This is a genomic window from Deinococcus piscis, assembly GCF_014653275.1.
Taxonomy (GTDB): domain Bacteria; phylum Deinococcota; class Deinococci; order Deinococcales; family Deinococcaceae; genus Deinococcus; species Deinococcus piscis.
Genome location: NZ_BNAL01000007.1, coordinates 68,953 through 91,033, shown reverse-complemented (window position 1 = coordinate 91,033; position 22,081 = coordinate 68,953). Strand labels below are relative to the sequence as shown.

Below are 22,081 nucleotides of genomic sequence, written 5' to 3'. Positions count from 1 at the left end.
CGCCGTGCTGGAGGGGGCTGGGCCGGGGCCGGATCAATCCTCAAATTGCAGATAAATCGCTTTGAGGTACTCGGCCTCGGCAAAGGTGGCGTGGTGGTCGGGTGCGTGCTGCGTGCGGGCCACTTCGCGCCAGGGCCTGCCGCTGCGGTTGGCTGCGCTGCGTACCGCATCCCAGAATTCATCCGCGCTGACGTGGGCCGAGCAGCTGGCGCTCAGCAGCAGGCCACCGCGCTCCAGTCGCCGGATGCCGTCACGCGCCAACTTGCCATAAGCGCGGATGGCTCCCTCACGCTCGGCCTCACGGCGGGCCAGCGAGGGCGGGTCCAGAATCACCAGCCCGAACTGCTCGTTGCCCTGTGTCAGCCACTCGAAGACGTCAGCCTGCACCGTACGGTGAGGCGTAGTCAGCTGAGGATTCAGGGCAAAGTTGCGCTCGCTGCTGTCCAGCGCGTGCTGGCTGATGTCCAGACTGACCACCTCGCTGGCCCCACCCTGCGCCGCGTAGAGGCTAAACCCCCCGCTGAAGCTAAAGGCATTCAGCACCCTTTTGCCCGCCGAGAGGTCACGCACCCGGCGGCGATTTTCACGCTGATCAAGAAAAAAGCCGGTCTTCTGGCCGCGCACCACATCTGCTTCAAACCGCAGGCCCGACTCACGGAAAATGACTGGCCCGGCAGGTGGCTCCCCAGCCAGCGTCTGCCCATCGCGGAGGCCCACCTCCTCTGCCAGCGCCCCGATATTGCGGCTGAGACGCAGCACGACGCGCAGGCCCGGAAAAGCCCCGCTCAGCAGGTCCAGCACCAGCGGCAGGTGCGGGAACCAGGCCACCGAGTACAGCTTGAGCACCAGCGTGTCTGCGTAGCGGTCCACCACCAGCGCCGGAAAACCGTCCGACTCGCCGCCAATGACCCGGTAGCCGTCGGTATCGGAGCCGAACAGAGCGGCGCGGCGCACCCACGCGGCGTCGAAGCGGGCCTGCCACCAGGCGCGGTCCACCTTGGCCGGGCTGCCCGCGTGCAGCACCCGCAGCCGCAGCGGTGAGTGCGGGTCAAACAGGCCCACTGCCAAGAAGCGGTCACGCTTGTCGTACACCACCGCCAACTCTCCCGCCTCGCCGGGGCGGTTCTGGCCGCGTACGCTCGACTCATACACCCAGGGATGCCCGGCGCGCAGGTGCTTCTCGGCGGCGGGCGAGACGGTCAGTTTCAGGCGGGGGGCAGCGGGAGGCGCAGGCATGGACACAGCTACAGGCTAGAGCACCTGTCTAGCTTTTTGCTGGCAGCCACCCAGCCGGGGCCTACCCACACTCGCTGTGTCTACTCGCCCAGCACACGGCGCAGATACGGGCTGCCAAAGCGCCGCTGCGGGTCAAGCGCGTCGCGGGCCGCGCGGAAATCGGCCCAACCGGGGTACAGGGCCGCCAGTTCGGTTTCGCCCAAGCCGTGCAGCCGTCCCCAGGCGGGCAGCCCACCATAGGCCCGCAATACGCCTTCGGCTCCCCTGAAATGGGGGGCAGTCACTTCCGGGGGCAAAGCCAGCGGAGCACCCAGCGTGATGACGGCCATGCCCTCGCCTGCTGGCGTGCCCAGCAGCAGGTCATCGGCGGCCACAAAACGCACACCCACAGGCAGCTGAAGCGGCGTGCCCTGGGTGCCTGCGCGGGTCAGCACCGCCCGCAGGTCGCGCAGGGCCGGGGTCAGGGCGGCCAGCGGCACGGCGTATTCCAGTTCCCGCAGTGGGTCACCGCCCGTGAGCAGGGCGTGCTGCGGAGCCAGCACCACCTCAGCCTGGGCGCGGCTTTCCAGCAGCTGACGCATCGGCGCTGGCAGCGGCGAGAACAGCGCCCCCGCGTCGGCCAGGGCCTGCGCTGGGCCGCCCAGCAGACTGGCTCCCGTACCCGCGCCCGAACTGGGGGCAGCGGCACCGCTCGCCTCCGCCACCGGCCAGGCACGGCGCAGCAGCACCGCCTCATGGTCCTCGCGGGCTGGACGCCAGGTGAGTGACACATGGGGCGCGGCCTGGGCATACTCCGGCCCCAGGGCCATCAGCTCGCCCCAGCCGACCGAGCGGGTGCTGAGGCGCAGACGGTAGGCGGGCTGGGTCCGCAGCGTGGCGCGGGTGACCGCGCCCAGTGCCCCCAGCGAAAGGGCCGCCGCGCTGAAGTGCATGTCCTCTGGGCGCAGCTGCCGCACTTGCCCCTGCCCGTCCACCAGTTCCAACGCGGTCACGGCGGCCCCCAGGCGGCGGCTGGTCAGGCCGGTGGCGTGGGTGCCCGTTGCCAGCGCACCGCCCACGGTCTGCTCCGCATGGCCGCCCAGTCCGGGCACGCTCAACCCGCGCGAGTCCAGCGCCGCGGCCAGCTCGCCCAGTGGCGTCCCGGCCCACACCGTCACGGTGCCGTCCGCTTCACTCAGTTCTGCCACACCGCGCAGGCCCGCCAGACTCAGCATCATTTCTTGCCCCGCCGCCAGCGGACTGAGGGCCGTGCCGCTGCCCACCGGGCGAACCTGCAAGCCTGCCTGCGCAGCGTGGGCCACAGCTGCCGCCACCTCCTGCGGCGTGCGGGGCGCAGCCCAAACCTGCGGGTTGGCCTGGGCAGTGCGGGCGCGGTTGTGCCAAGCGGGTGGAGCGGCAGCAAAAAGGTCAGTCACGTCAGCTCACACCATACCGCCGCAGCGGCGCAGCGCTGTGAGGCCCAGGGGAACCAAACCGTTAAAATGACGCATGAACCGCGAACAAGCCTACGCGCTGATGGTGCAGCACACCCCCAGCGAATCCTTGCAGCGCCACATGCTGAATGTGGAAGCCGCCATGCGCTGGTATGCACGCCACTGGAACGAAGATGAAGACCTATACGCCGTGGCCGGACTGCTGCACGACTTCGACTATGAAGCGCACCCGGACGAGCATCCCACCTGGGGCGTCACCTACCTGCGCGGGCAAACCGACACGCCTGAAGCCGTTCTGGACGCCATCATGGGCCACGCAGCCTACACCGGCACGCCGCGCGAAAGCCGGCTTTCCAAGACCCTCTTTGCGGTGGACGAACTGACCGGGCTGATTCAGGCCGCCGCGCTGGTCCGCCCCGATAAGGACATCCAGCAACTGGAACTCAAGAGCGTCAAAAAGCGCTTCAAGACGCCTGCTTTTGCCGCTGGGGTGAACCGTGAGGAAGTGACGCAGGGCGCAGAAGAACTCGGAGTGCCGCTGGACGACCACATGGCCAATGTGCTGACCGCCATGCAGGAGCTGGCCGCGCAGGAGGCGGGGCAGTGAGGCGCCTGTTGGCCCTGCTGGCGGCCCTCTCTATGACCCTGGCCTCGGCCCAGGGCCAGGAGTCAGCCCAGGAAGTCACCGAACCCGCCGGAGCCGCGCAGCACATCCCCCTCCCCCGCTGGATGCTGGCGACCCCCTGGCAGTGGCAGCGTCCTGGCCGGGTGGGTGAGCCAGTAGACGTACAACTGCGCTTCAGCACCCCCCCGGAAGTGACGGTGACGTTCCCCTGCACCCTCAGCGAGCCACCCAGCGTCAAGGTCATCCCCTTACGCGAAGGCGGCGAAGACGAACCGCTGTGGCTTACACTCAAGCCCGTGTGGAACGCCCCCACGTGCAAAGGAGGCGTGCTGGTGATGCCGGGCGGCACACAGGGCCAGTACCGCGCCGAGCTGTACGGCCTCCCGGCGGGCGACTACCGACTGGACGGCTTCTGGTTCGGCAGCCGGGTGGGCGACACGCTGGGCACGCCAGGGCAAGTGCTACGGCTGGAGTAGCGCTGCCGGACAAGCTGGCTGGAGTACGCTACTCCCGCCCCTTCGCCTTTACGCCTTTGGTGGCAGGCTGCTTGCGGACCCACTTCACGAATTTCTGTACCTGCTCGTCGGCCTGGAGCGCTTCTAGCGTGTTCAGGCTTGTCGCCAGCTCATTGATAGAAAACGTGCTGTGCAGATACTGCTGGCAAGCCGGGCACAGCCCCACGGTGGGCAGGTCCTGCGGTTTGATGCCCTTACGCTTGCCGGCCAGGATAGGAATCAGGTGGTGCTGCACCAGTTCGGGCACTTCGCGCTCACAGAGGGCGCAGGTCAGCGGCTGAGTCTGAGTGGAAGTATCGGGCCAGGTGGACTGAGAATTGCGGCGAGCCATGCAGGAAGGGTAGTGCATGGAGCCGGGGGCCGCTAAAAAGCAGCTCCTTTCACGCAGCTCTGACGCTTGAAGTAGTGGTAGGACAACCAGGAACCTGCGTAGGTCCAGCCGGCCTGCTCCAGCTCCTTACGACCACCAGAAGACGGCAGCCCCACAGTTCGGCAGTATTCCCAGTGGGCACGGGCACTTACCGTTTCAGGTCTACGGAAATTCAGGACCAGTGGTCCGAAGCTGACCAACTCCCAGCCTTCGCGGCCCATTTGCTCCAGCACCGAGATTTCATTAAAAGCCGTAGCCAGTCGGTCCTGGTATTCCCAGGCCGCGCCCGTCAGCGCGACGCGCTCTTCAGTAGTCACCATAAATAATTCCTCTAGTGGAAGTTCAAAAAGCCAGGAGAGCCGGAACGCCAGCAACAGGCTTGGGTCATTCCGGCCCGTTTCCAAGTTGTTGACGGTCTGCCGCGAGATGCCCAGCTGCTCAGCCAGTGTCGTCTGTGACCAGCCGCGTGCGGCACGCAGTTCCTTGATTCTATTTCGGATGGTAGACCCTCCTTTCGACCTTCCCAAGGGTAAACCAGATTCCCGGCTTTTGTCAAATACTTTTTACATAACGTATATTTTTGTCACTTCAGGGTCCGATACGAAAAAGGCGCTTCCAGGTGATGGAAGCGCCCTCTGGCTGTGAGTTCAGGGCCGTTGCCAATGGCTGTATTGGCCTTAGTCTGCGGCCTGCTCGCCCGCTTCAGCGGCAAACACTTCAATCACCCCGGCTGCACCCATGCCACCGCCGATGCACATGGTAATCAGGGCCTTGCCGCCGCCGCGCCGGCGCAGCTCGTAAATGGCGCTGGTGGTCAGCTTGGCTCCCGAGCAGCCGAGCGGGTGTCCCAGCGCAATCGCGCCGCCGTTCACGTTCAACTTGCTTTCGTCAATGCCCAGTTCGCGGACCACAGCCAGAGACTGAGCCGCAAACGCTTCGTTCAGCTCGATCAGGTCAATGTCGTCCAGACTCAGGCCAGTCTGCTTCAGCACCTTGGGCACTGCCGCCACCGGGCCAATGCCCATGATCTCGGGGTCCACGCCCGCCACTGCAAAGCCCAGGAACTTGGCCAGAGGCTTCACGCCCAGCTCCTCGGCCTTTTCGCCACTCATCAGCAGGACGGCAGCGGCGCCGTCGGAAAAGGGGCTGGAGTTGGCCGGGGTCACGCTGCCGCCCACCTTGAAGGCCGACTTCAGCTTGCCCATCGCTTCCAAGCTGGCGTCGTCACGAATCAGCTCGTCGGTGTCAAATTGCACCGTTTCGGACTTGAGCTTGGTGCCTTTCAGGGTATCCACCTGCACCGGCACCGGCACGATTTCTTCCTTGAACCGGCCCGCATCCCGCGCGGCGGCGGCTTTCTGGTGGCTGGCCAGGGCAAATTTGTCCTGGTCTTCGCGGCTCACACCGTACTTCTCGGCCACGTTCTCGGCGGTCATGCCCATGCCGATATACGCGCCGGGGCGAGTGTCCACCAGGTCGGGGTTGGGGCTGGGGTTGTGGCCGCTCATGGGCACCATGCTCATGCTTTCCACGCCGCCGGCCAACATCACGTCGGCCTGCCCAGTCTGAATGGCCGCCGCCGCCATGGCGATGGTTTGCAGGCCGCTGGAGCAAAAGCGGTTCACGGTCACGCCGCCCACGCTGTCGGGCATTCCGGCCCGCAGCGCGGCCAGGCGGGCCACATTCAGGCCCTGCTCGGCTTCGGGAATGGCGCAGCCCAGGTACACGTCTTCTACTTCGCTGGCTTCAATTCCTGCGCGGCTGACGGCTTCCCCCAGCACCAGCGCGGCCAGGTCGTCGGGTCGGGTGTTGCGGAGGGTGCCTTTCACGCCACGTCCTACGGGGGTACGAACGGCAGATACGATATATGCGTCTTTCATGTTGGTTCTCCTTTGGAGGTCTAAGGGTCGGAAGGTCTAGAGGTCTAAAAGTCTAAGGGTTTAAGAGAAGTCGCTTGTATCGCGTAAGCCAACCATACCCATAAAATCTTTAGTTGACATTCCAGAAGGCATTGCAGGAAGGCAAATATCACTTCCACCAATCACAATATCCTCAGAAGATATGAGAGTATATATTGATTCAGGTGGCGCAAATACCAGCAAGACGCCTTCGCCCTCCTCAATTTCAGGCATATCTTGTGATGTTCCTTCAAATCTCACTGTGAACTCGCCAGATTTATCAAGAATATACTCATTAGCCCAAGGTTCAATAATGAGCCGAATGGGTTTTTCAATAGTAATGAAAACATCTTGATGAACAACGGCGACTTTCATATTTATTCTCTCACCCGCGCAATAAATGCTTCCAGCGCGGCTTCATACCGCTCTGGGTCAATATTCCAGCAGCGAATGTGGCGGGCACCCTCGACCACGTGGAATTCCACCAGGTCGGGGCGGGCCTCGGCCAGGGCTTTGGCTTGCCAGAAAGGCACGGTTTTGTCGCTGGGGCTATGGAACAGCAGCATCGGCACGCTGAAGCGCGGGGCAGCGGCCAGCTGGTCCACCGTGCCAAAATTCTGCCCGCTGCGGCGCGTGACCAATTTCTCCACCACGCGGCCCACCGGCTTGGCGATGAACTGCGGCAGCCCTCCCCGGCGGGCCTGACGGCGGATGATGTCCCGCCACTCCAGCGCTGGAGAATCGAGCACCACACCGCGCACGGGCAGCGGCAATGGCTCGAAGCCAGGCCGCAGGGCACTCAGGGCAATGTTGCCGCCCATCGAGTAACCCATCAGCACCGCTTGGCGGTAGCCCGCATCTCGCGCCCATTCCAGGGCAGAAAGCACGTCCTCAGCTTCCACTTCGCCCAGGGTCATGTGGCCTTTGCCCACACGCGGCGCACCAAAAGCGTTGCGGAAAGTGACATACAGCTGCGCGGCCCCGGTCCGCTCAATGGACCTCAGAACACGCAGCCCCTGCGAACGCTGCCCACCATGTCCGTGAATCTGAATCACGATCAGGTCGCGCTCGCCGCTGACACTGGGGACGTGCCAGGCGGGCATGTCACCTACGTCGGTGCGCACCACCACATTCTCATAGGCCGCTTCCAGCTGGGCCGGGGTGCCGTTATACACAAAGCTGGATACCCAGGCGATCCAGCCAGGCTGAATCACGCCGCGCTCCTCAAGCACCCCGCGCTCCACATAAGGACTGCGCCGTTCCACATGCCCCAAGACGGCATGCCCCTTGACGGGATTCAACGGCACCACGCCCAGCACGTCGCGGCTCAGCGCTTCGGGCACGGGCGGCAGCAGCAGCTTGTCACCGCTGCGGCCCACCACCAGAAAGTTGCCCTTGACCCAGCGCGACTTGGAACGCAGCAGCACTTCTGCGCCCACCAGCGCTCCGGCGGCGATGGCGGCGACATAAGCGGCGGCAGCCACCGCCAGGGTGCGGGGCAGATGTTTGGGAGTGAAGTGCTGTCGAATATTCATTGGATGAGTGTAAAAGGCTCAGTTGCGTAGTGGCTTGCCGGTCTTGAGCATGTGGGCAATGCGCTGCTGGGTGCCCTTCTTGCCTGCCAGGGTCAGGAAAGCTTCGCGCTCCAGGTCCAGCAGGTGCTGCTCGGACACCTTCTGACCACGGGTGCGGCCCACACCACCGCTCAGCACGCGGGCCAAAGCTTCGCTGACCACCATGTCGTAGTCGGTGATGTAGCCCGCCTGACGCATACCGTACACCGCGCTCTTGACCGCGGCCACGGCGTCTTCGCCCATCACGGGGATGTCCTGACGCATCTGCGGCTGCACATAACCGGGGGCCAGAGCCAGAACATGGCGCTTGGCTTCCTCAATGCGGAGATTGGGGTTCATGACCACCGTGTCGCTGTCCCGCAGCAGGCCCAGGTCCTTGGCTTCCAGGGCGCTGGTGCTCACCTTGGCGGTGCCGATCAGTTCAAAAGCACGCTGCACGGCGGGCAGCAGGGGCTGGCCCGGTTGCAGCCGGTCGGTAAAGCGCAGCAGCATTTCCTTGGTACCGCCGCCGCCGGGAATCAGACCCACGCCCACTTCCACCAGGCCCATGTACAGCTCAGCGCTGGCGGTGACGTGGTCGCCGTGCAGGGTGAATTCGCAGCCACCGCCCAGCGCCAGGTTGTGCGGGGCCACCACGCAGGGGTGCGGGCTAAAGCGCAGGCTGGTAGTGGTCTTCTGGAATTCCTTGATGGTGGCGTCCATCTCGTCCCAGTCGTCGTCCTGCGCCATGCTCAGGATGGCGGGCAGGTTGGCCCCGGCGCTAAAGTTCTCGCCCTGGTTGGCCACGACCAGGCCCGCGTAGCCCAGCGCCTGCACCTGCTTGTGGGCTTCCTGAATCATCCGCAGTTGGTCTTCGCCCAGCGCGTTCATCTTGGCGTGCCACTCTACCAGCAGCACCCCGTCACCGATGTCCACGATGCTGGCACCGGCTTTTTTCTTGACCACCTTGGTCGCGTCTTTTTTCAGGTCGGTCAGAATCAGGTACGGAGCCTCGTAGGGGGCCTTCTCACCGGCAGGAGTGGTGATTTCGCCTTCGCCGTAGAAGCGCTCGGCCCCGCTGTCCTTCATCTGTTGCAGCAGCGGAGGCAGGCTCAGGCCCGCCGCTTCGATGTTGCCAATCACGCGCTGCACGCCCAGGAGCTCCATCGTTTCAAAGGGGCCGACCTCCCAGCCAAAGCCCCACTTCATCGCGTTGTCAATGTCGGCCAGGCTGCCCGACACGTAGCCCGCCATCTTCGCGGCGTACCAGAACGAGTCGTTCAGGCTGGCGCGCACAAAGTCGCCCTCGGGGCCTTCGGCGGTGTACAGGCCTTCCAGGCGCTCGGCCAGCGGCTTGCCCTTCAGGGCTTCAGCCAGTTTGCTCTTGGCCTTGCCTTCGCCGGTGTACTCGCCGGTAGTGATGTCCAGCGCAGTGATAACGGTCTTGCCGTTTTCATCCTTGCCCTTCTTGAAAAAGCCCGAACCGGACTTGTCGCCCAGAGTGCCCCGGCCCACCATGTCGTGGAAAAAGTCCGGCAGCGTAAAGTCCTCGTCGTCGCCGCTGTACTTTTGCAGGTCGGCAGCCACGTGGCTGATGATGTCCAGGCCCGAGAGGTCGGCAGTGCGGAAAGTGGCCGACTTGGCGCGCCCGGCGACTGGCCCGGTGATGGCGTCTACCTGCGCGGGGCTCAGGCCTGCGTCCTGCATATGCCGCATGGCCCGGACAATGCCGTACACACCGATGCGGTTGGCCACAAAGCCCGGCACGTCGTTGGCCACCACGATGCCTTTGCCCAGCACGCTGCGGCCAAATTCGCTCAGTGCAGCGGTCACTTCGGAGCGGGTCTTGTCCGTGGGAATCAGCTCCAGCAGGTGCAGGTAGCGCGGCGGGTTGAAGAAGTGCGCTCCAATAAAGCGGCTCTGGAAGTCCTCGCCGCGTCCTTCGATTTGCATCTTCATCGGAATGCCGCTGGAGTTGCTGGAAATGATGGCCGTCTTTTTGGCCGCCTGCTCCACTTTGGCCCACAGCTCCTGCTTGACCTCCAGCTTTTCCAGCACCGCTTCAATCACCCAGTCGCAGTCCGCGATGTCCTTCAGGTGGTCTTCGAGGTTGCCGGGGGTAATCAGCGCGGCGCGGCTGCGCGACATAAAAGCGGCAGGGCGGGCCCCCAACGCCTTTTCAATCCCGGCGTTGGCGAGGAAGTTGCGGTCATCTTTGTCCGGCAGCACGATGTCCAGCAGGCGCACGGGAATCCCGGCGTTGGCGAGGTGAGCGGCGATGGCGGCTCCCATCACGCCCGCCCCAATCACGGCAACTTTGCGAATAGGTAAATAAGGATTGGCCTGCATGGAACCTCCTGGCGACAACAGCGCCTGAATGAAACGATGAATTTTGTACTCGGTCTAAAGACTAGTGGATGAGTGGGATAAATGTCCATGTCCAGGCTACCTTCTGCAGCACCCGCAGCAGGCGAACTCACCTTATGGCTCTGCTCAGGGCAATGGCTCTGCTCAGGGCGGCGCAGGAGCAGTGCGGTCAGCCGTGCAGTCAGTGGCTCACTTCGGCCAGCCAGCTCCGCACCGCGTCCAGCAGTTCTGCTTCGGCCTGGGCGCGGCTGACGGTGGGCGTACCGTCGCCCCGCTGCGGACCGTAGCGCCCAAAAAAGGCGTGGACTGCGCCGCCGAGCTGCACTGGCGTGTGCGCGGGCAGCCGCGCCTGGGCATCCTGCCATTTTTGGCGGTTCAGCACACCGTCGTGCTCTGCCAGCACGTCCAGCACCGGCAGGTCCAGAGCGCTCAGGTCACTGCCCCCAGGCGGATAGGCCGCCAGCAGCAGCAAGCCGCCCACGGTTTCTGGGTGGCGGGCGGCGTACTGCGCAGCCATTGCCCCGCCCAGCGAATGTCCAGCCAGAATCACCCGCTTGCCGCTGCCCAGGGCTTCTATCAGCGGCCCTGCCCGCTCAGCACCCGTCACCGCCAGATTGAGCGGGAACACCGGTATGGCCGTCTCTATACCGTCCGCCGCCAGTGCCCGGCCCAGCCACTCGTACGCCTGCGGAGATACCAGCCCACCGGGATAAAGGACCAGCAGGGTGTGCGCTTCCATAGCCGCAGGGCGAATATGCAAAAACGGCACCGGCACCTGTTCCAGCGTGACCTGGGCAGCCAGGCTCTGCGGCGACGTGACTGCGTCCTGTCCTGGGACCGGCGCAGCGGGCCGCAGCACAGGCCAGAGCGACCCCAGCAGGACGCCTGCGGCCAGCAGCAGGGCAGTGCGCACGGGAGAAAAAGAGAAAGGGCGGGACATGCGCCGAGTGTAGCGGGAGGCCGCCATACTGGGGCCATGCGTTCGCTGCTGAGCCTTTTGCCACTGGCCCTGCTGCTCACAGGCTGCCTGTTCACCGTGCCGCCCCGTGACCAGGCCCAGTGGACCACCACCACGCATGACGTGACGGTGCACTGGCGTCTGGTCGCGCCGGGGTCGCTGGGCGGCCTGACCACCAGCTTGGGCCACCGACCAGACGACCTCACCACGCCGCGCTTCGCAGGCACGGCGCTGACGTTGCCGCCTGCTTTTTCGTGTGTGGTGGACCTGGACCCCACGCTGTCGCGCACCGCTCTGGTGCGGGTGGTGGCCCACGAATTCGGGCACTGCGCGGCGGGCCGCCACCTCAAGGTCAGCCCGAACACTGAGGGGCTGGACGCCTACCACTCCCAGCTGTTTGAGCGGTACGCCGAGCACTATGCCCAGCTGTACCTGCGCGAGTGCGGCGATTCCCTGCGCCCGCTGGGCTGGTACGACGCGGGCGCGCCCACCTGCCAGGAAGCTCCCGACCCACGCCGCATCCGGCTGTAAGGCTGGCCCGGCCCTGGGTGGCATACTGGCTTTCCATGACTGCTGACTCCGGCACCCTCTTCCTGATTCGCCACGGCCAGACTGCTCTGAATGCCCAGGGCCGCTTTCAAGGTCAGACCGACACCCCGCTGAATGACACAGGCCGCGCCCAGGTCCAGGTCACCGCGCAGCGCCTCCATGCCGAGGGCGTTCAGGCCCCCCTGATTCTGAGCAGTGACCTGCCCCGCGCCCTGCAAACGGCGCAGCTTGTGCAGGACGTGGTGGGCGGCACCCTAGAACAGTCGCCCGCCCTGCGCGAAATCGCTTTCGGGGACTGGGATGGGCAGAGCATCACCGAGATCGAAGCGCAGTTCCCGGACGACTATCTGCGCTTCCGGGGCGGCGACCCCAGCTTTGCATGTCCCGGCGGTGAGTGCGGCACTGACGTGGCTGAGCGGGCTTACAGCTTCGTACAGGGTCACTTGCCCGGCCCCGGTCAGACGGTGGCGGTGGTGGCCCATCAGCTCACCATCTTTGCGCTGCTGACCCGCTTGCTGGAGGAGGATTACCAGACGGTCTGGCCCACCCACCGCTTTAATCATGCCAACGCCGCTTTTTCGCGCCTGACCTACCGGGACGGCGCAGTCGTCGGTGCCGAGCTAGGCATTAAAGACCATCTGGCGGCCCTGCCCGGCTAAGGCCTTCGGAAGGCAGCTGGGTTCCGCTCAGCTGCCTTCTGTACCGCGCCCTAAGCGCTCCAGCACCCCACGCACATCTGCCGGTTGCCAGCCTTCAGGCTTGAGCAACTTGCCGTCGCTACGTAGGGGCCCGCCCACCTTGCCCAGATTGGCCTGGTGAACCGCCGTGAAGGTGGCGTCGGGGTCTATGCCCAACTGCACCAGCGTGCCGTAGGTGACATACAGCAAGTCGGTCAGTTCGTGGGCCAGGCGGTGCAGCTCAGCGGGCGCGTCTGGCTGCACTGTACCGGAAGCCAAGCGAGCTTGCAGCAGATCCAATTCCTCTTGGACCTCGGCCCATTCCTCACTCAGCAGCATGCGGCGAATCTGCAGCAACTCCGCCGAAGGCAGCGCTGGGCGGCCAGGAGCAGGCTCCCCAATCGCCTGGTGAAACTGACGCAGGGCCTGGGTGTAGTTCACCGGCTGGGCACCGGCTGGCTGGGCACTGGTTGGCTGGGCAGCGAAATCTGCCGGGTGCGGGGGAAGGGCAGGGTCAGGGTCACGCATCTTCCTGAATCTAACGCGCTGGGAAGCTCACGCAGTGAACGCGGCTGGGGCAAGTCCAAAACAAAATGAGGCACAGAATAAAAAAAGAGCCTTCCCAACTGGGAAGGTCTCCGGGTGCAGCGAGTGGCAGGAATCGAACCTGCCATCGGCCGTGGCTCGCTCGTACGTCCGTTTTGTGGCCTGCAGTGCAGGCGAGGTGGACGTCTCCCTCAGAGCTGACCCGCGCAAATCTTCCGGAATATGAATTCAGCTGCGGGGTCAGGCAGACGGGGCCAGCCTTGTGTGGCCCCTGGGTTCTTGCATAACCTAGCGCAGTATCGCACCCTCTCCTGACAGGAGTATGAACTCAGAGATCATAAAAGGTTGACCAAGCGGCGCACTGAACCCGCCCTCCCGCCATCACTCTGGCTGGTGCGCTGCCGCAACAGCGAACCTATAAAATTGCAGCCGCGTGGCATACGCGTTTTCGGGCGCTAGGCTGGCTGATATGAACATCAATATTCTCGGTATCCCCATGGACCTGGGGGCAGGCCGCCGTGGCGTGGATATGGGGCCTTCGGCCCTGCGGAACGCCCGCCTGGCCCAACGCCTGGGCGAGTTAGGACACAGCGTGCGCGACCTGGGCGATGTGCCGGTGGCCCTCCCTGAAAGTGTGGACAAGTTCTCAGGCAGTGGCCTGGATTTCCTCAGCCCGATTCTGGACGCCAGCCGCGCGACGGTAGAGCGCCTGCGTGCCCTACCTGCCGACATTTTCCCCATCACCATCGGCGGCGACCACTCTATCGCCATGGGCACTGTGGCCGGCAATGCCCTGCGCGGCAATGACCGGGGACACCGTATGGGCCTGATTTGGGTGGATGCCCACACCGATTTCAATACCCCCGACAGTAGCCCCAGCGGCAACATTCACGGCATGCCCGTCGCTCAGTTGTGTGGCCTGGGCAACCCGGAATTGGCCTCACTGGCGGGCGACTGGCGGCTGCGCACTGAAGACATCGTGATGATCGGTATTCGTAGCGTAGACGCCAAAGAAGCGGCCCTGGTGCGCGAGCACGGCATCAGGATTTACACCATGAAGGACGTGGACCAGCTCGGTATCACCCGGATTTTTGAAGAAACCACGGAGTACCTATCGGACGTGGAACGCCTGCATGTCTCCTACGATGCCGACGCACTGGACCCCAGCGTGACTCCCGGCACCGGCACCACGGTTCCCGGCGGCCTGAGCTACCGCGAGGGCCACCTACTGATGGAACTGCTGTGCGAAACCGGTAGGGTCACCAGCATGGACATCGTAGAAGTGAATCCCACCCTGGACACCGGCAACAAAACCGCCGAGGTGATGGTCGAAATGTCCGCCAGCCTGATGGGCCTGCGGATTATGTAAGAAAAAATCAGAAAGCGGAAGGCATGGACACACTGTTCCAGTCTTCCGCTTTCTGTAATCTCCGCGCGCCCTACAATGAACCTATGACGCGTAAAGGCACCCCTGACACCGTACAGCTGGCCGTAATTCAGATGCATATGACCGACCAGCTGGAAGACAACCTGACCCGCGCCGAGGAACATGTGCGGGCCGCCGCTGCCGCCGGTGCCCAGGTGATTTTGCTGCCCGAACTGTTCGAGAACCTGTATTTCTGTCAGGCCGAGCGCGAGGAGTATTTCGAGCTGGCGCACCCACTGGACGACCATCCCTTTATCCCCCGCTTCCAGGACCTGGCCCGCGAACTGGGCGTGGTGCTGCCGGTCAGCTACTTTGAGGCGTCGGGGCAGGCGTACTACAACTCGCTGGTGTGCATTGACGCGGACGGCGAAGTGCTGGGCAATTACCGCAAGACCCACATCCCCGACGGCCCCGGCTACGAGGAGAAATATTACTTCAACCCTGGCGATACGGGCTTCCGGGTGTGGGACACCCGCTTCGGACGCGTAGGCGTGGGCATCTGCTGGGACCAGTGGTATCCCGAAACCGCCCGCGCCATGATGCTGCTGGGGGCCGATTTCCTGCTGTATCCCACCGCCATCGGTTCCGAACCGGCAGAAGTGGAGAGCCCCAACAGCTACCAGATGTGGCAGCGGGCCATGCAGGGCCACGCGGTCAGCAACGCAGTCTATGTGGGCTCGTGCAACCGCACTGGCCGCGAGGTGGTTGAAGGAAGCGAGCAAACCTACTACGGCCACTCATTCGTGGCTGACTACACCGGGGCCATCGTCGCGGAACTGGGCGAAGAAGAAGAAGGCTTTTTGCTCCACACCCTGGACCTGGCCGAGTCGCGGCGGTTCCGCGCAGGCATGGGCTTTTTTCGGGACCGCCGCCCAGAGCTGTACACACCACTGATGACCACCGACGGCCACACCCGCCGGGGCTGATTTGACCTCAAGACCATCGGAAAGCAGCTTCCCAGAACCGCACAAGGAACCTGCTTCCGGTGATGGTCAGCGCACTCTGACCCCACAAAGCTGACAAAAAGCGACACAATAGAGACATGACTCACCTTGATGCACCGCTGCAACAAGCCGCTAGCCGTCTTAGCACTTGGCTGGGTGTGTGGCGCATCCTGTACCTGGTGTTTGGTGGTCTGGGACTGCTGGCGCTCCTTGCCGCGCTGCTGTACGGATTATCCGCAGGCGACACTCTGCAAGAGGCAGGCTCGGTCATATGGCTGCTCGCTCTCCCCGCTGCATTCATCGCGCTGAGCCTGTGGGTGTACTGGAGCCTGCTCAGCTGGGGCAAGGAATGGGTGGACCGCTCCGCACAGCTGGCCCTACACGGTGGCGACGCAGGGCGCTTGCGGCAGTTGGACAGCACGCTGGGAAAATGGATTATGGGGATTGTCTGGGCAACGCTGGCTTTTTACGTGCTGGGGACACTCGCCGCTTGGGTTATCATTCAGATCACCGAGACTCCACTGGCTGGTGAAGCACTGGCCGGCCTTATATTCGCCCTACTGCTCCTGGTAGGTGTTCTGCTGGTGGGAGTTTATTTTCCTTACACGGCCCTGCGCCGTTTCCTGGCACAGGCCACCGCTCGGCTAAGTGGGCAGGGTCTGTACCTTAAGCCCGCCGCTGACCGCCTGAATACCTGGTGCATAGTGCTCATCGTCCTGCAAGTGATCTACCTGCCCCTGAGCTTACTGGGCGGCCTGATGGATGCTGATCCTGCGGGCATGGTAGGTACTCTCATCGCGCTGCCCATCATTTTTGGCCTGAGCCTGATGTATATCTTGCCGCTCCTGGCTGCTGGACGCTACGCCAAGGCACTGGCAAGCACGCTGGACAGCAGCCCCGCAGGGCAGACAGGCCCAGCGCAGAGCAACGCCCGTGTCAGTGATTACAGCCAAATGGGTCGCCTGGCCGATCAGAGCGAGGTGCCACCGGGCCGACCCTGAGGCCACCCCGTCATGACAGATCGGCGGGCATCCCGAAGAAAGGATGCCCGCCAAAGTCTGCCCGTAAGTCAGTGCAGTTCGGCGATGGCCTCAATCTCGACCAGGGCATCTTTGGGTAGCCGGGCCACCTGCACCAGCGAGCGGGCCGGAAAAGGTGGCTGGAAGTACCCCGAATACACCTCATTGATATCGGCAAAGTCGTCCATGTTCGCCACAAAAATGGTGGTTTTGACCACCCGGTCATAGTCGGTCCCCGCAGCCCGCAACACCGCGCCCAGGTTGTCCATCGCCTGCTTGGCCTGGGCGCGGGCATCGCCGCCCGCCCACTCGCCGCTGGGCAGCAGCGCCAGCTGACCGCTGGTAATCACCAGATTGCCAAAGCTGACGCCCTGGCTATAAGCACCGATGGCAGGCGCTGCCTGATCCGTCTTCACTTGTTCTTTCATGTCCCCAATCTAACCGAAGCGGGGCCGGAACTGACCCCTTCAGGTATTCAGGGGCCCCCGTCCGCTCCACGAGTCCTGGCCTGGCTGCCCCAGCGTGATTCGCGCTTCAGGACGCAGCACCGGCTCCTGCTTGGCTTGCCAGTAGCGCATATACAGCAGCAGCAGGCCCAGCAGGCTCAGGCCCAGCAAGGCAGTGTAAAGTCGGTACATGGGCAGCAACGCCATCATCAGCAGCAGCATATAGACCGTGCCGAGCAGCATATAACTGAGCGGTGAGCCCTGCTGCACTTGCCTGAGCAATTGATCGGCATACACGGGCCCTTCCTGGCGACGTGGCAGCGGACGGGACGGCGGTCCCCCAGGATCCAGAATGTCCACGATCACCGCTGAGATGTTGTCTGGCCCTCCGGCCTGATTCGCCAGATCAATCAGGGTCTGGGCCGTCTGCTCTGGCGTGCGCGGCAGCCCCAGGACGGTCAGCAACTTGTGGTCCCCAACGGGGCCGTACAGCCCATCGGTACACAGCAGCAGACGGTCACCAGCTTCCAGGGGCACACTCAGCAGTTCAAGCCGGACCCGTTCCTCACCGCCCAGCGCGTTGCTCACCACATTGCGCCAGTGGTGGGTGCAGGCCTGTTCGGGGGTCAGTGCGCCTGCCCGCAGCTGATCAGCCACCCAGGAGTGGTCATCGGTCAGCCGAAACAGGGATTCGCCGCGCAGCAGGTACGCCCGCGAGTCTCCGACATGGGCCAGGTAGAGAGCGCCCTGAGACACCACAGCGGCCAGCAGGGTGGTCCCCATGCCGCTCAGCTCGCCTGTGGCCCGCTGGTACACCGCCTGATTGGCACTTTCAGCGGCATAAATCATCCGCTGCTGCAGCCGCCCGCGCTGATGCTGAACCACACCGGCAAACGCCTTCAGGGCCAAGTGGGCCGCCAGCTCACCAGCGGCGTGACCGCCCATGCCGTCCGCCACCGCAAACAACTGAGCACCGGGCAGCTTGGCCTCCAGCACGGCATCCTGATTCACTGAACCCCGGCGCTGCAACCCAGGATCGGTCAAGCAGGCCGCTCTCAGCTCGGCCCCGCCACCTCTGCGGGCACCGAGCTGCGGTCTAAACAACGGTTTCCCACCACCTGCAAGCCGGGCAGGTGGAAGGACCGCTGAAAGAGAGAAGGCCGGGCACCATAAAAAGACTCCGTGACAGAAAGGGGTATAGGCAAGCTGGCGGCGAACTTCAGATTCTGATTCGGCCCTGCCGCTGCGGCGTGGACCAAGAGGGGCGGGCTATTCCAGAGAAAAGCGGACCATCTACATGTCCGCCCCTCTCCAACAGCTTCATTAGGCGCTGAGGGTGTTGATGATCGAGAACATCGGCGTGAACATCCCCAGCACAATAAACAGCACGATACCGCCGAGGGCCACAATCATGATCGGCTCAATGGCTGCGGTCAAGCTGTCTACGGCTTCTTCGACTTCGCGGTCATAGAAATCAGCCACCTTTTCCAGCATGTCGTCCAGCGCGCCAGTTTCCTCACCAATCGCCACCATGCTGGTGACCATCGGGGGAAACACCGGGCTGGCCGCCAGACTTCCGCTAAGCGGCTCACCCACCGTCACCACGTTTTTGCCGTTCTCAATAGATTCCTCAATGATGGCGTTGTCGGCGGTGCCCTTGGTGATGTCCAGCGATTCGATGATGTTCACCCCGCTGCTGAGCAACAACCCCAGAGTGCGGCTAAACGAAGCAATCGCACCTTTGCGTGCCAGTGGCCCCAGCAGCGGCATCTTGAGCTTGATCTGGTCAATCACGCGCCGGCCCTGCGGCGTGGAGTAATACCAGCGGTAGGCCACGTACATGAGGACGGCGAGCAACACCAGAACCCAGGTATAGCTTTGCAGGAAATCCGACATCGCCATCAACATGCGGGTGATGATGGGCAGTTCCGCATTCATAGAAGTCAGGATGTCCCCGAAGGTGGGCACCACAAAACGGATCAGACCCCAGGTGATCAGCAGCGCGAACACCAGCACAATGGTCGGATAGGTCAGCGCCTTCTTGACCTTGCCGCGCAGGGCCAGGTCCTTTTCCTGGAACTCGGCAATGCGGTCCAGAATCAGCTCCAGCGTTCCTGAGGTTTCACCGGCCCGCACCAGGTTCAGGTACAGGCGGTTGAATGCTTTGGGATGCTTGGCCATCGCCTCGCTCATCGGCAGGCCACCTTCGACATCCACGCGCACCCTGCGGACAATCTCCTGAAAGCTCTTGTGCTCAATCTGCTTTTGCATGATGAACAGCGACTGGACCAGGGGCACACCAGCATTGATCAGCGTCGCCATCTGGCGGCTGAATAGGGCCACCGTCTTGAGGTCCGGGGGCCGGTTGCTCAGGCCAGGAATCTTAATATCAGCATTCAGGCCCGTAGCGGGCTCCTTGATATCGAGAATAATCAACTTGCGAGACCGCAGCGCCTCACGGACCTGGGCCATACTGTCCGCTTCCATCTGTGACGTCAAAATCTTGCCCGAACCGTCACGCACTCTGTACTGATAAACCGCCATGTGAAAATTATAAGCTTTCTTTAGAATCCTCAAGAAGCATATGAATGAAGGGGCAAGCCCACGCTCGGACGCTTTCAGACAGAATCTTGTTATGAAAGTTCTCTCATCTGCCCCGCAGTGCCATGACCGTTCCAAGACATTGGCGCTACTGACAGCTTTCCCCACCGAAACCGTCTGGGGGCTGGGGGCACCGCCCAGTGAAGAAGGCTGGCAGGCACTCATTCAGGCCAAAGGCCGCGACCCACAGCAGGCATTTCAGGTGTCGTGCGCATCGCCGGAGCTGGCACTGTCCTGGGCTCTGCACCCGGAAGTGCTGCGCCCGCTGACCACCTTCTGGCCAGGACCGCTCACCCTGGTGGTACAGGCGCAGGCCGGGCTGCCGGAATACCTTGCCCCTGGTGGGTGGGTGGGCCTGCGGGTGCCAGCTCATCCGGCAGCTCAGGCGCTGCTACGTGAAAGTGGTGGCCGTCTGCTGACCAGCAGCCTGAATCTCAGCGGCCAACCCGTCGCCCGCAGTGAAGCCGAAGCCCGCACCCTAGGATTGGCAGGAAGGTTTATCGCAGAGGGCAGCCAGCCTCCCAGCGGAGAAGCCAGTACCGTACTGCGCGTCAGCGAAGCGGGATGGGGCGTCCTGCGCGCCGGGGCGTTGCCGCTGGATGCCGTGCGGGCACAGTTACGCGGCACCGCGTTGAATGAGCTGCCACTGGACTGATATGGGCTGCAACTGATACGGATTGCGGCCAAACCGGTCAGGAGCTCAGCGGTGGAACCAAGGCCAGGAACGCTTTTAGCAGCATGTTCGGAATGTTGCGGCATTGAGCGCTGTACGTAGGAGCTGGACCTGCCCAGCCCGGAAGGGCTGCGCGGGCTGAAGCGCTGCGGAGCGCTATGATATTTGGCCGTATGTCCGCTCAGTCTGGCCCCGTGTCCGAACCTACCCCGCTGCAACTGATTTGTGCAGCGCTGCTGGCAGCTGGTCGGCCTCTGCGACTGGGCGAGCTGGCCGGACTCACCGGGCTCAGCGAGGACGCCACGCTGCGCATGGTGCAGGAGTTGCAGGGCCGTCTGCCCGAACTGGGCCTGGCTGCCGAGCTGGTGGCCGGGGGCTGGCGGCTGTACGTGCCGCCAGAGCTGGGGCCGCGCCTGGCTCCGGTCCTGGCCCCACCAGCCCTCCCACCGCTTAGCCAGGCGGCCCTGGAAGTGTTGGCCGTGATCGCTTACCGGCAGCCCGTGACCCGCGCCGAAATCGAAGCCATGCGCGGCGGCAGCGCTTCTCCGCTGGTCACCTTGCAGGAGCGCGAGCTGGTCAAAGCGGTGGGCCGCAGCGACGCGGTGGGGCAGCCCATCCTGTACGGCACCACCCAAAAGTTCTTGGTGGAATTTGGCCTGGCCGCGCTTGAAGAACTGCCCCCACTCGAAGGCAACGACTTCTCGGAACTGCTGCGCGGCTGAGCACGGTAGGCCGCAAAAAAGCCGGGCAGTGGCGGGTACACTGGGGCCTATGCCCAGTTTGCCTTCACCCGCCACCACGCTTGCGCAGGCCGTTCGCAGCGGCACCCTGGCCCCGGACGCCGCCGCTCAGGAGGCGCTGCGCCGGATGCGGGACGCCAGCCCACTCCATGCCGTGCTGAGTGAAGTGGATCCCAGCGAGCAACTTCAGGCGCTGAAGCGGCGGCTCAACACTGACGAACTTCTTCCATTGGCGGGGGTGCCTGTCATTATTAAGGATAACCTCAACCTGCGTGGCACCCGGACCACCTGCGCCAGCCACATGCTGGCCGAATACCGCTCGCCCTACACGGCCACCGCAGTGCAGCGGCTGATGGACGCTGGAGCCGTAGTGGTGGGCAAAGCCAACATGGACGAGTTCGCGATGGGGTCCAGCACCGAGAACAGTGCTTTTGGCCCCACCCTCAATCCCTGGGGCACCGGGCGCGTGCCGGGCGGCAGCTCCGGCGGCAGCGCGGTGGCCATCGCCGCCCGACTGGCTCCGCTCACCGTGGGCAGCGACACCGGCGGCTCGGTGCGGCAGCCCGCTGCACTGTGCGGCGTCTACGGCCTCAAGCCGACCTACGGGCGCATTTCCCGCTCTGGTCTGGTGGCCTATGCCAGCAGCCTGGACACAGTGGCCCCCTTTGCCCTGAGCGCCGCTGACCTGGCCCTGGTCATGGGCGTGATGGCAGGCCATGACCCCCACGACGCCACCAGCTTGAGTGACTCGGCAGAGTTCGGCAGCGCCCTGAACCTGCGTGGCCTGCGGGTGGGCCTGGTCACCGAGGGCCGGCGTGGACTGACCCCTGGCGTGGACGCAGCGCTGAGCCGCATGCAGGCAGCCCTGACTGGGGCCGGCGCAGAGATAGAAGAAGTCAGCCTGCCACACCTCGACCACGCAGTCGCTACCTATTACGTGGTCGCTATGGCCGAGGCCAGCTCCAACCTGTCGCGCTTTGACGGCATGCACTATGCCCGCCGCGCCGAGGGGGCGGGCGGCGCAGACGAAACCATGCGGCGCACCCGCGAGGAATTCTTTGGGGCCGAAGTCCAAAAGCGCATCATGCTGGGCACGTTTATCCTCAGCAGTGGGTACTCGGACCGCTATTACACCAAGGCCCTACAGGTACGCCGCCTGATCGCACAGGAGTTCGTAGACGCCTTTGGCCGCTTTGACGTGCTGCTGATGCCCACCAGTCCTTTTCCCGCTTTCCGCCTGGGCGAACGCAGCGGCGACCCCCTCGCCATGTACGCTGCCGACGTGAACACTGTCGCCGTAAATCTGGCTGGCGTACCCGCGCTGAACGTGCCCGCCGGTTTCGAGACGGTGGACGGTGAGCAGCTCCCAGTGGGCCTGCAATTCGTGGCCCGCGCTGGAGACGACGCCCGGCTGGTGGCTCTGGCCGCCGCGCTGGAAGACCTGGGAGCCGTGCAGGTAGAGGTGCCTGCGGGCTACGAAGAATTCAGCCTGTAAGCGGCGGCGG

23 protein-coding genes and 1 pseudogene are annotated in these 22,081 nt (G+C 63.9%); 10 read left to right on the top strand and 14 right to left on the bottom strand.

Features of this window, described 5'->3' with window-relative positions:
• Positions 1-33: 33 nt before the first annotated feature.
• Both IE158_RS04520 and IE158_RS04515 read right to left on the bottom strand, forming a co-directional pair.
• Complete coding sequence (locus tag IE158_RS04520; protein ID WP_189642473.1) at positions 34-1,236, bottom strand: 23S rRNA (cytosine(2499)-C(5))-methyltransferase; 1,203 nt, start codon at positions 1,234-1,236, stop codon at positions 34-36.
• An 80-nt stretch (positions 1,237-1,316) separates the two neighbouring features.
• The gene (locus IE158_RS04515) at positions 1,317-2,651 is read right to left on the bottom strand and encodes an FAD-binding protein (RefSeq protein WP_189642472.1); all 1,335 of its coding nucleotides are present in this window, start codon (positions 2,649-2,651) and stop codon (positions 1,317-1,319) included.
• A 73-nt stretch (positions 2,652-2,724) separates the two neighbouring features.
• Here IE158_RS04515 and IE158_RS04510 point away from each other — a divergent pair, with 73 nt between their 5' ends.
• The gene (locus IE158_RS04510; RefSeq protein WP_189642471.1) at positions 2,725-3,276 is read left to right on the top strand and encodes an HD domain-containing protein; all 552 of its coding nucleotides are present in this window, start codon (positions 2,725-2,727) and stop codon (positions 3,274-3,276) included.
• On the top strand, positions 3,273-3,770 hold the full coding sequence (locus IE158_RS04505; protein ID WP_189642470.1) for a hypothetical protein: 498 nt from the start codon (positions 3,273-3,275) through the stop codon (positions 3,768-3,770). The genes IE158_RS04510 and IE158_RS04505 overlap by 4 nt, the downstream gene beginning before the upstream one ends.
• Before the next feature lie 28 nt (positions 3,771-3,798).
• Here IE158_RS04505 and IE158_RS04500 read toward each other — a convergent pair whose 3' ends face one another.
• From IE158_RS04500 to IE158_RS04470, 8 genes and pseudogenes are all read right to left on the bottom strand, one after another.
• Positions 3,799-4,140, bottom strand: coding sequence for an HNH endonuclease (locus tag IE158_RS04500; protein WP_189642469.1), 342 nt, complete (start codon positions 4,138-4,140; stop codon positions 3,799-3,801).
• A 32-nt stretch (positions 4,141-4,172) separates the two neighbouring features.
• A complete protein-coding gene (locus IE158_RS13520; RefSeq protein ID WP_229838893.1) occupies positions 4,173-4,499 on the bottom strand; it encodes a DUF2812 domain-containing protein in 327 nt (108 codons plus the stop codon).
• A gap of 15 nt (positions 4,500-4,514) precedes the next feature.
• Positions 4,515-4,706 (bottom strand): annotated as a pseudogene (locus IE158_RS13515) (helix-turn-helix transcriptional regulator); the annotation flags it as partial.
• Positions 4,707-4,856: 150 nt separating this feature from the next.
• Positions 4,857-6,059, bottom strand: coding sequence for a thiolase family protein (locus IE158_RS04490; protein WP_189642467.1), 1,203 nt, complete (start codon positions 6,057-6,059; stop codon positions 4,857-4,859).
• A gap of 60 nt (positions 6,060-6,119) precedes the next feature.
• On the bottom strand, positions 6,120-6,452 hold the full coding sequence (locus IE158_RS04485) for a hypothetical protein (RefSeq protein WP_189642466.1): 333 nt from the start codon (positions 6,450-6,452) through the stop codon (positions 6,120-6,122).
• Positions 6,453-6,454: 2 nt separating this feature from the next.
• Complete coding sequence (locus tag IE158_RS04480) at positions 6,455-7,612, bottom strand: alpha/beta hydrolase (RefSeq protein ID WP_189642465.1); 1,158 nt, start codon at positions 7,610-7,612, stop codon at positions 6,455-6,457.
• 18 nt (positions 7,613-7,630) lie between these two features.
• Positions 7,631-9,979 (bottom strand): 3-hydroxyacyl-CoA dehydrogenase/enoyl-CoA hydratase family protein, encoded by a 2,349-nt coding sequence (locus IE158_RS04475; protein WP_189642464.1) that lies wholly within the window; start codon positions 9,977-9,979, stop codon positions 7,631-7,633.
• Between the two features lie 199 nt (positions 9,980-10,178).
• Positions 10,179-10,937 (bottom strand): alpha/beta fold hydrolase, encoded by a 759-nt coding sequence (locus IE158_RS04470; protein ID WP_189642463.1) that lies wholly within the window; start codon positions 10,935-10,937, stop codon positions 10,179-10,181.
• A 36-nt stretch (positions 10,938-10,973) separates the two neighbouring features.
• Here IE158_RS04470 and IE158_RS04465 point away from each other — a divergent pair, with 36 nt between their 5' ends.
• Complete coding sequence (locus tag IE158_RS04465; protein WP_189642462.1) at positions 10,974-11,486, top strand: hypothetical protein; 513 nt, start codon at positions 10,974-10,976, stop codon at positions 11,484-11,486.
• A gap of 35 nt (positions 11,487-11,521) precedes the next feature.
• On the top strand, positions 11,522-12,163 hold the full coding sequence (locus IE158_RS04460; protein WP_189642461.1) for a histidine phosphatase family protein: 642 nt from the start codon (positions 11,522-11,524) through the stop codon (positions 12,161-12,163).
• 27 nt (positions 12,164-12,190) lie between these two features.
• Here IE158_RS04460 and IE158_RS04455 read toward each other — a convergent pair whose 3' ends face one another.
• Positions 12,191-12,709, bottom strand: coding sequence for a pyrophosphohydrolase domain-containing protein (locus IE158_RS04455; protein WP_189642460.1), 519 nt, complete (start codon positions 12,707-12,709; stop codon positions 12,191-12,193).
• 487 nt (positions 12,710-13,196) lie between these two features.
• On the opposite strand from IE158_RS04455, the gene rocF reads away from it, so the two are divergent.
• The 3 genes from rocF (at position 13,197) to IE158_RS04440 (ending at position 16,098) form a co-directional block, all read left to right on the top strand.
• Positions 13,197-14,096, top strand: coding sequence for an arginase (rocF, locus tag IE158_RS04450; RefSeq protein ID WP_189642459.1), 900 nt, complete (start codon positions 13,197-13,199; stop codon positions 14,094-14,096).
• Between the two features lie 83 nt (positions 14,097-14,179).
• The gene (gene aguB, locus IE158_RS04445) at positions 14,180-15,079 is read left to right on the top strand and encodes an N-carbamoylputrescine amidase (protein ID WP_189642458.1); all 900 of its coding nucleotides are present in this window, start codon (positions 14,180-14,182) and stop codon (positions 15,077-15,079) included.
• Between the two features lie 116 nt (positions 15,080-15,195).
• Entirely contained in the window at positions 15,196-16,098 is a 903-nt protein-coding gene (locus IE158_RS04440) for a hypothetical protein (protein ID WP_189642457.1), read from the top strand.
• Positions 16,099-16,166: 68 nt separating this feature from the next.
• Here the strand turns inward: IE158_RS04440 and IE158_RS04435 are convergent, their stop codons facing one another.
• The 3 genes from IE158_RS04435 to pilC all read right to left on the bottom strand — a co-directional run bounded on the left by IE158_RS04435 (position 16,167) and on the right by pilC (position 19,106).
• Complete coding sequence (locus tag IE158_RS04435; RefSeq protein WP_189642456.1) at positions 16,167-16,544, bottom strand: RidA family protein; 378 nt, start codon at positions 16,542-16,544, stop codon at positions 16,167-16,169.
• A 39-nt stretch (positions 16,545-16,583) separates the two neighbouring features.
• A complete protein-coding gene (locus IE158_RS04430; protein ID WP_189642455.1) occupies positions 16,584-17,606 on the bottom strand; it encodes a PP2C family protein-serine/threonine phosphatase in 1,023 nt (340 codons plus the stop codon).
• A gap of 279 nt (positions 17,607-17,885) precedes the next feature.
• The gene (gene pilC, locus IE158_RS04425; protein WP_189642454.1) at positions 17,886-19,106 is read right to left on the bottom strand and encodes a type IV pilus assembly protein PilC; all 1,221 of its coding nucleotides are present in this window, start codon (positions 19,104-19,106) and stop codon (positions 17,886-17,888) included.
• 91 nt (positions 19,107-19,197) lie between these two features.
• On the opposite strand from pilC, the gene IE158_RS04420 reads away from it, so the two are divergent.
• The 3 genes from IE158_RS04420 to gatA all read left to right on the top strand — a co-directional run bounded on the left by IE158_RS04420 (position 19,198) and on the right by gatA (position 22,071).
• A complete protein-coding gene (locus tag IE158_RS04420; protein WP_189642453.1) occupies positions 19,198-19,818 on the top strand; it encodes an L-threonylcarbamoyladenylate synthase in 621 nt (206 codons plus the stop codon).
• A gap of 191 nt (positions 19,819-20,009) precedes the next feature.
• The gene (scpB, locus tag IE158_RS04415) at positions 20,010-20,558 is read left to right on the top strand and encodes an SMC-Scp complex subunit ScpB (protein WP_189642452.1); all 549 of its coding nucleotides are present in this window, start codon (positions 20,010-20,012) and stop codon (positions 20,556-20,558) included.
• A gap of 49 nt (positions 20,559-20,607) precedes the next feature.
• Complete coding sequence (gene gatA / locus IE158_RS04410) at positions 20,608-22,071, top strand: Asp-tRNA(Asn)/Glu-tRNA(Gln) amidotransferase subunit GatA (protein WP_189642451.1); 1,464 nt, start codon at positions 20,608-20,610, stop codon at positions 22,069-22,071.
• The last annotated feature ends 10 nt before the right edge of the window (positions 22,072-22,081 follow it).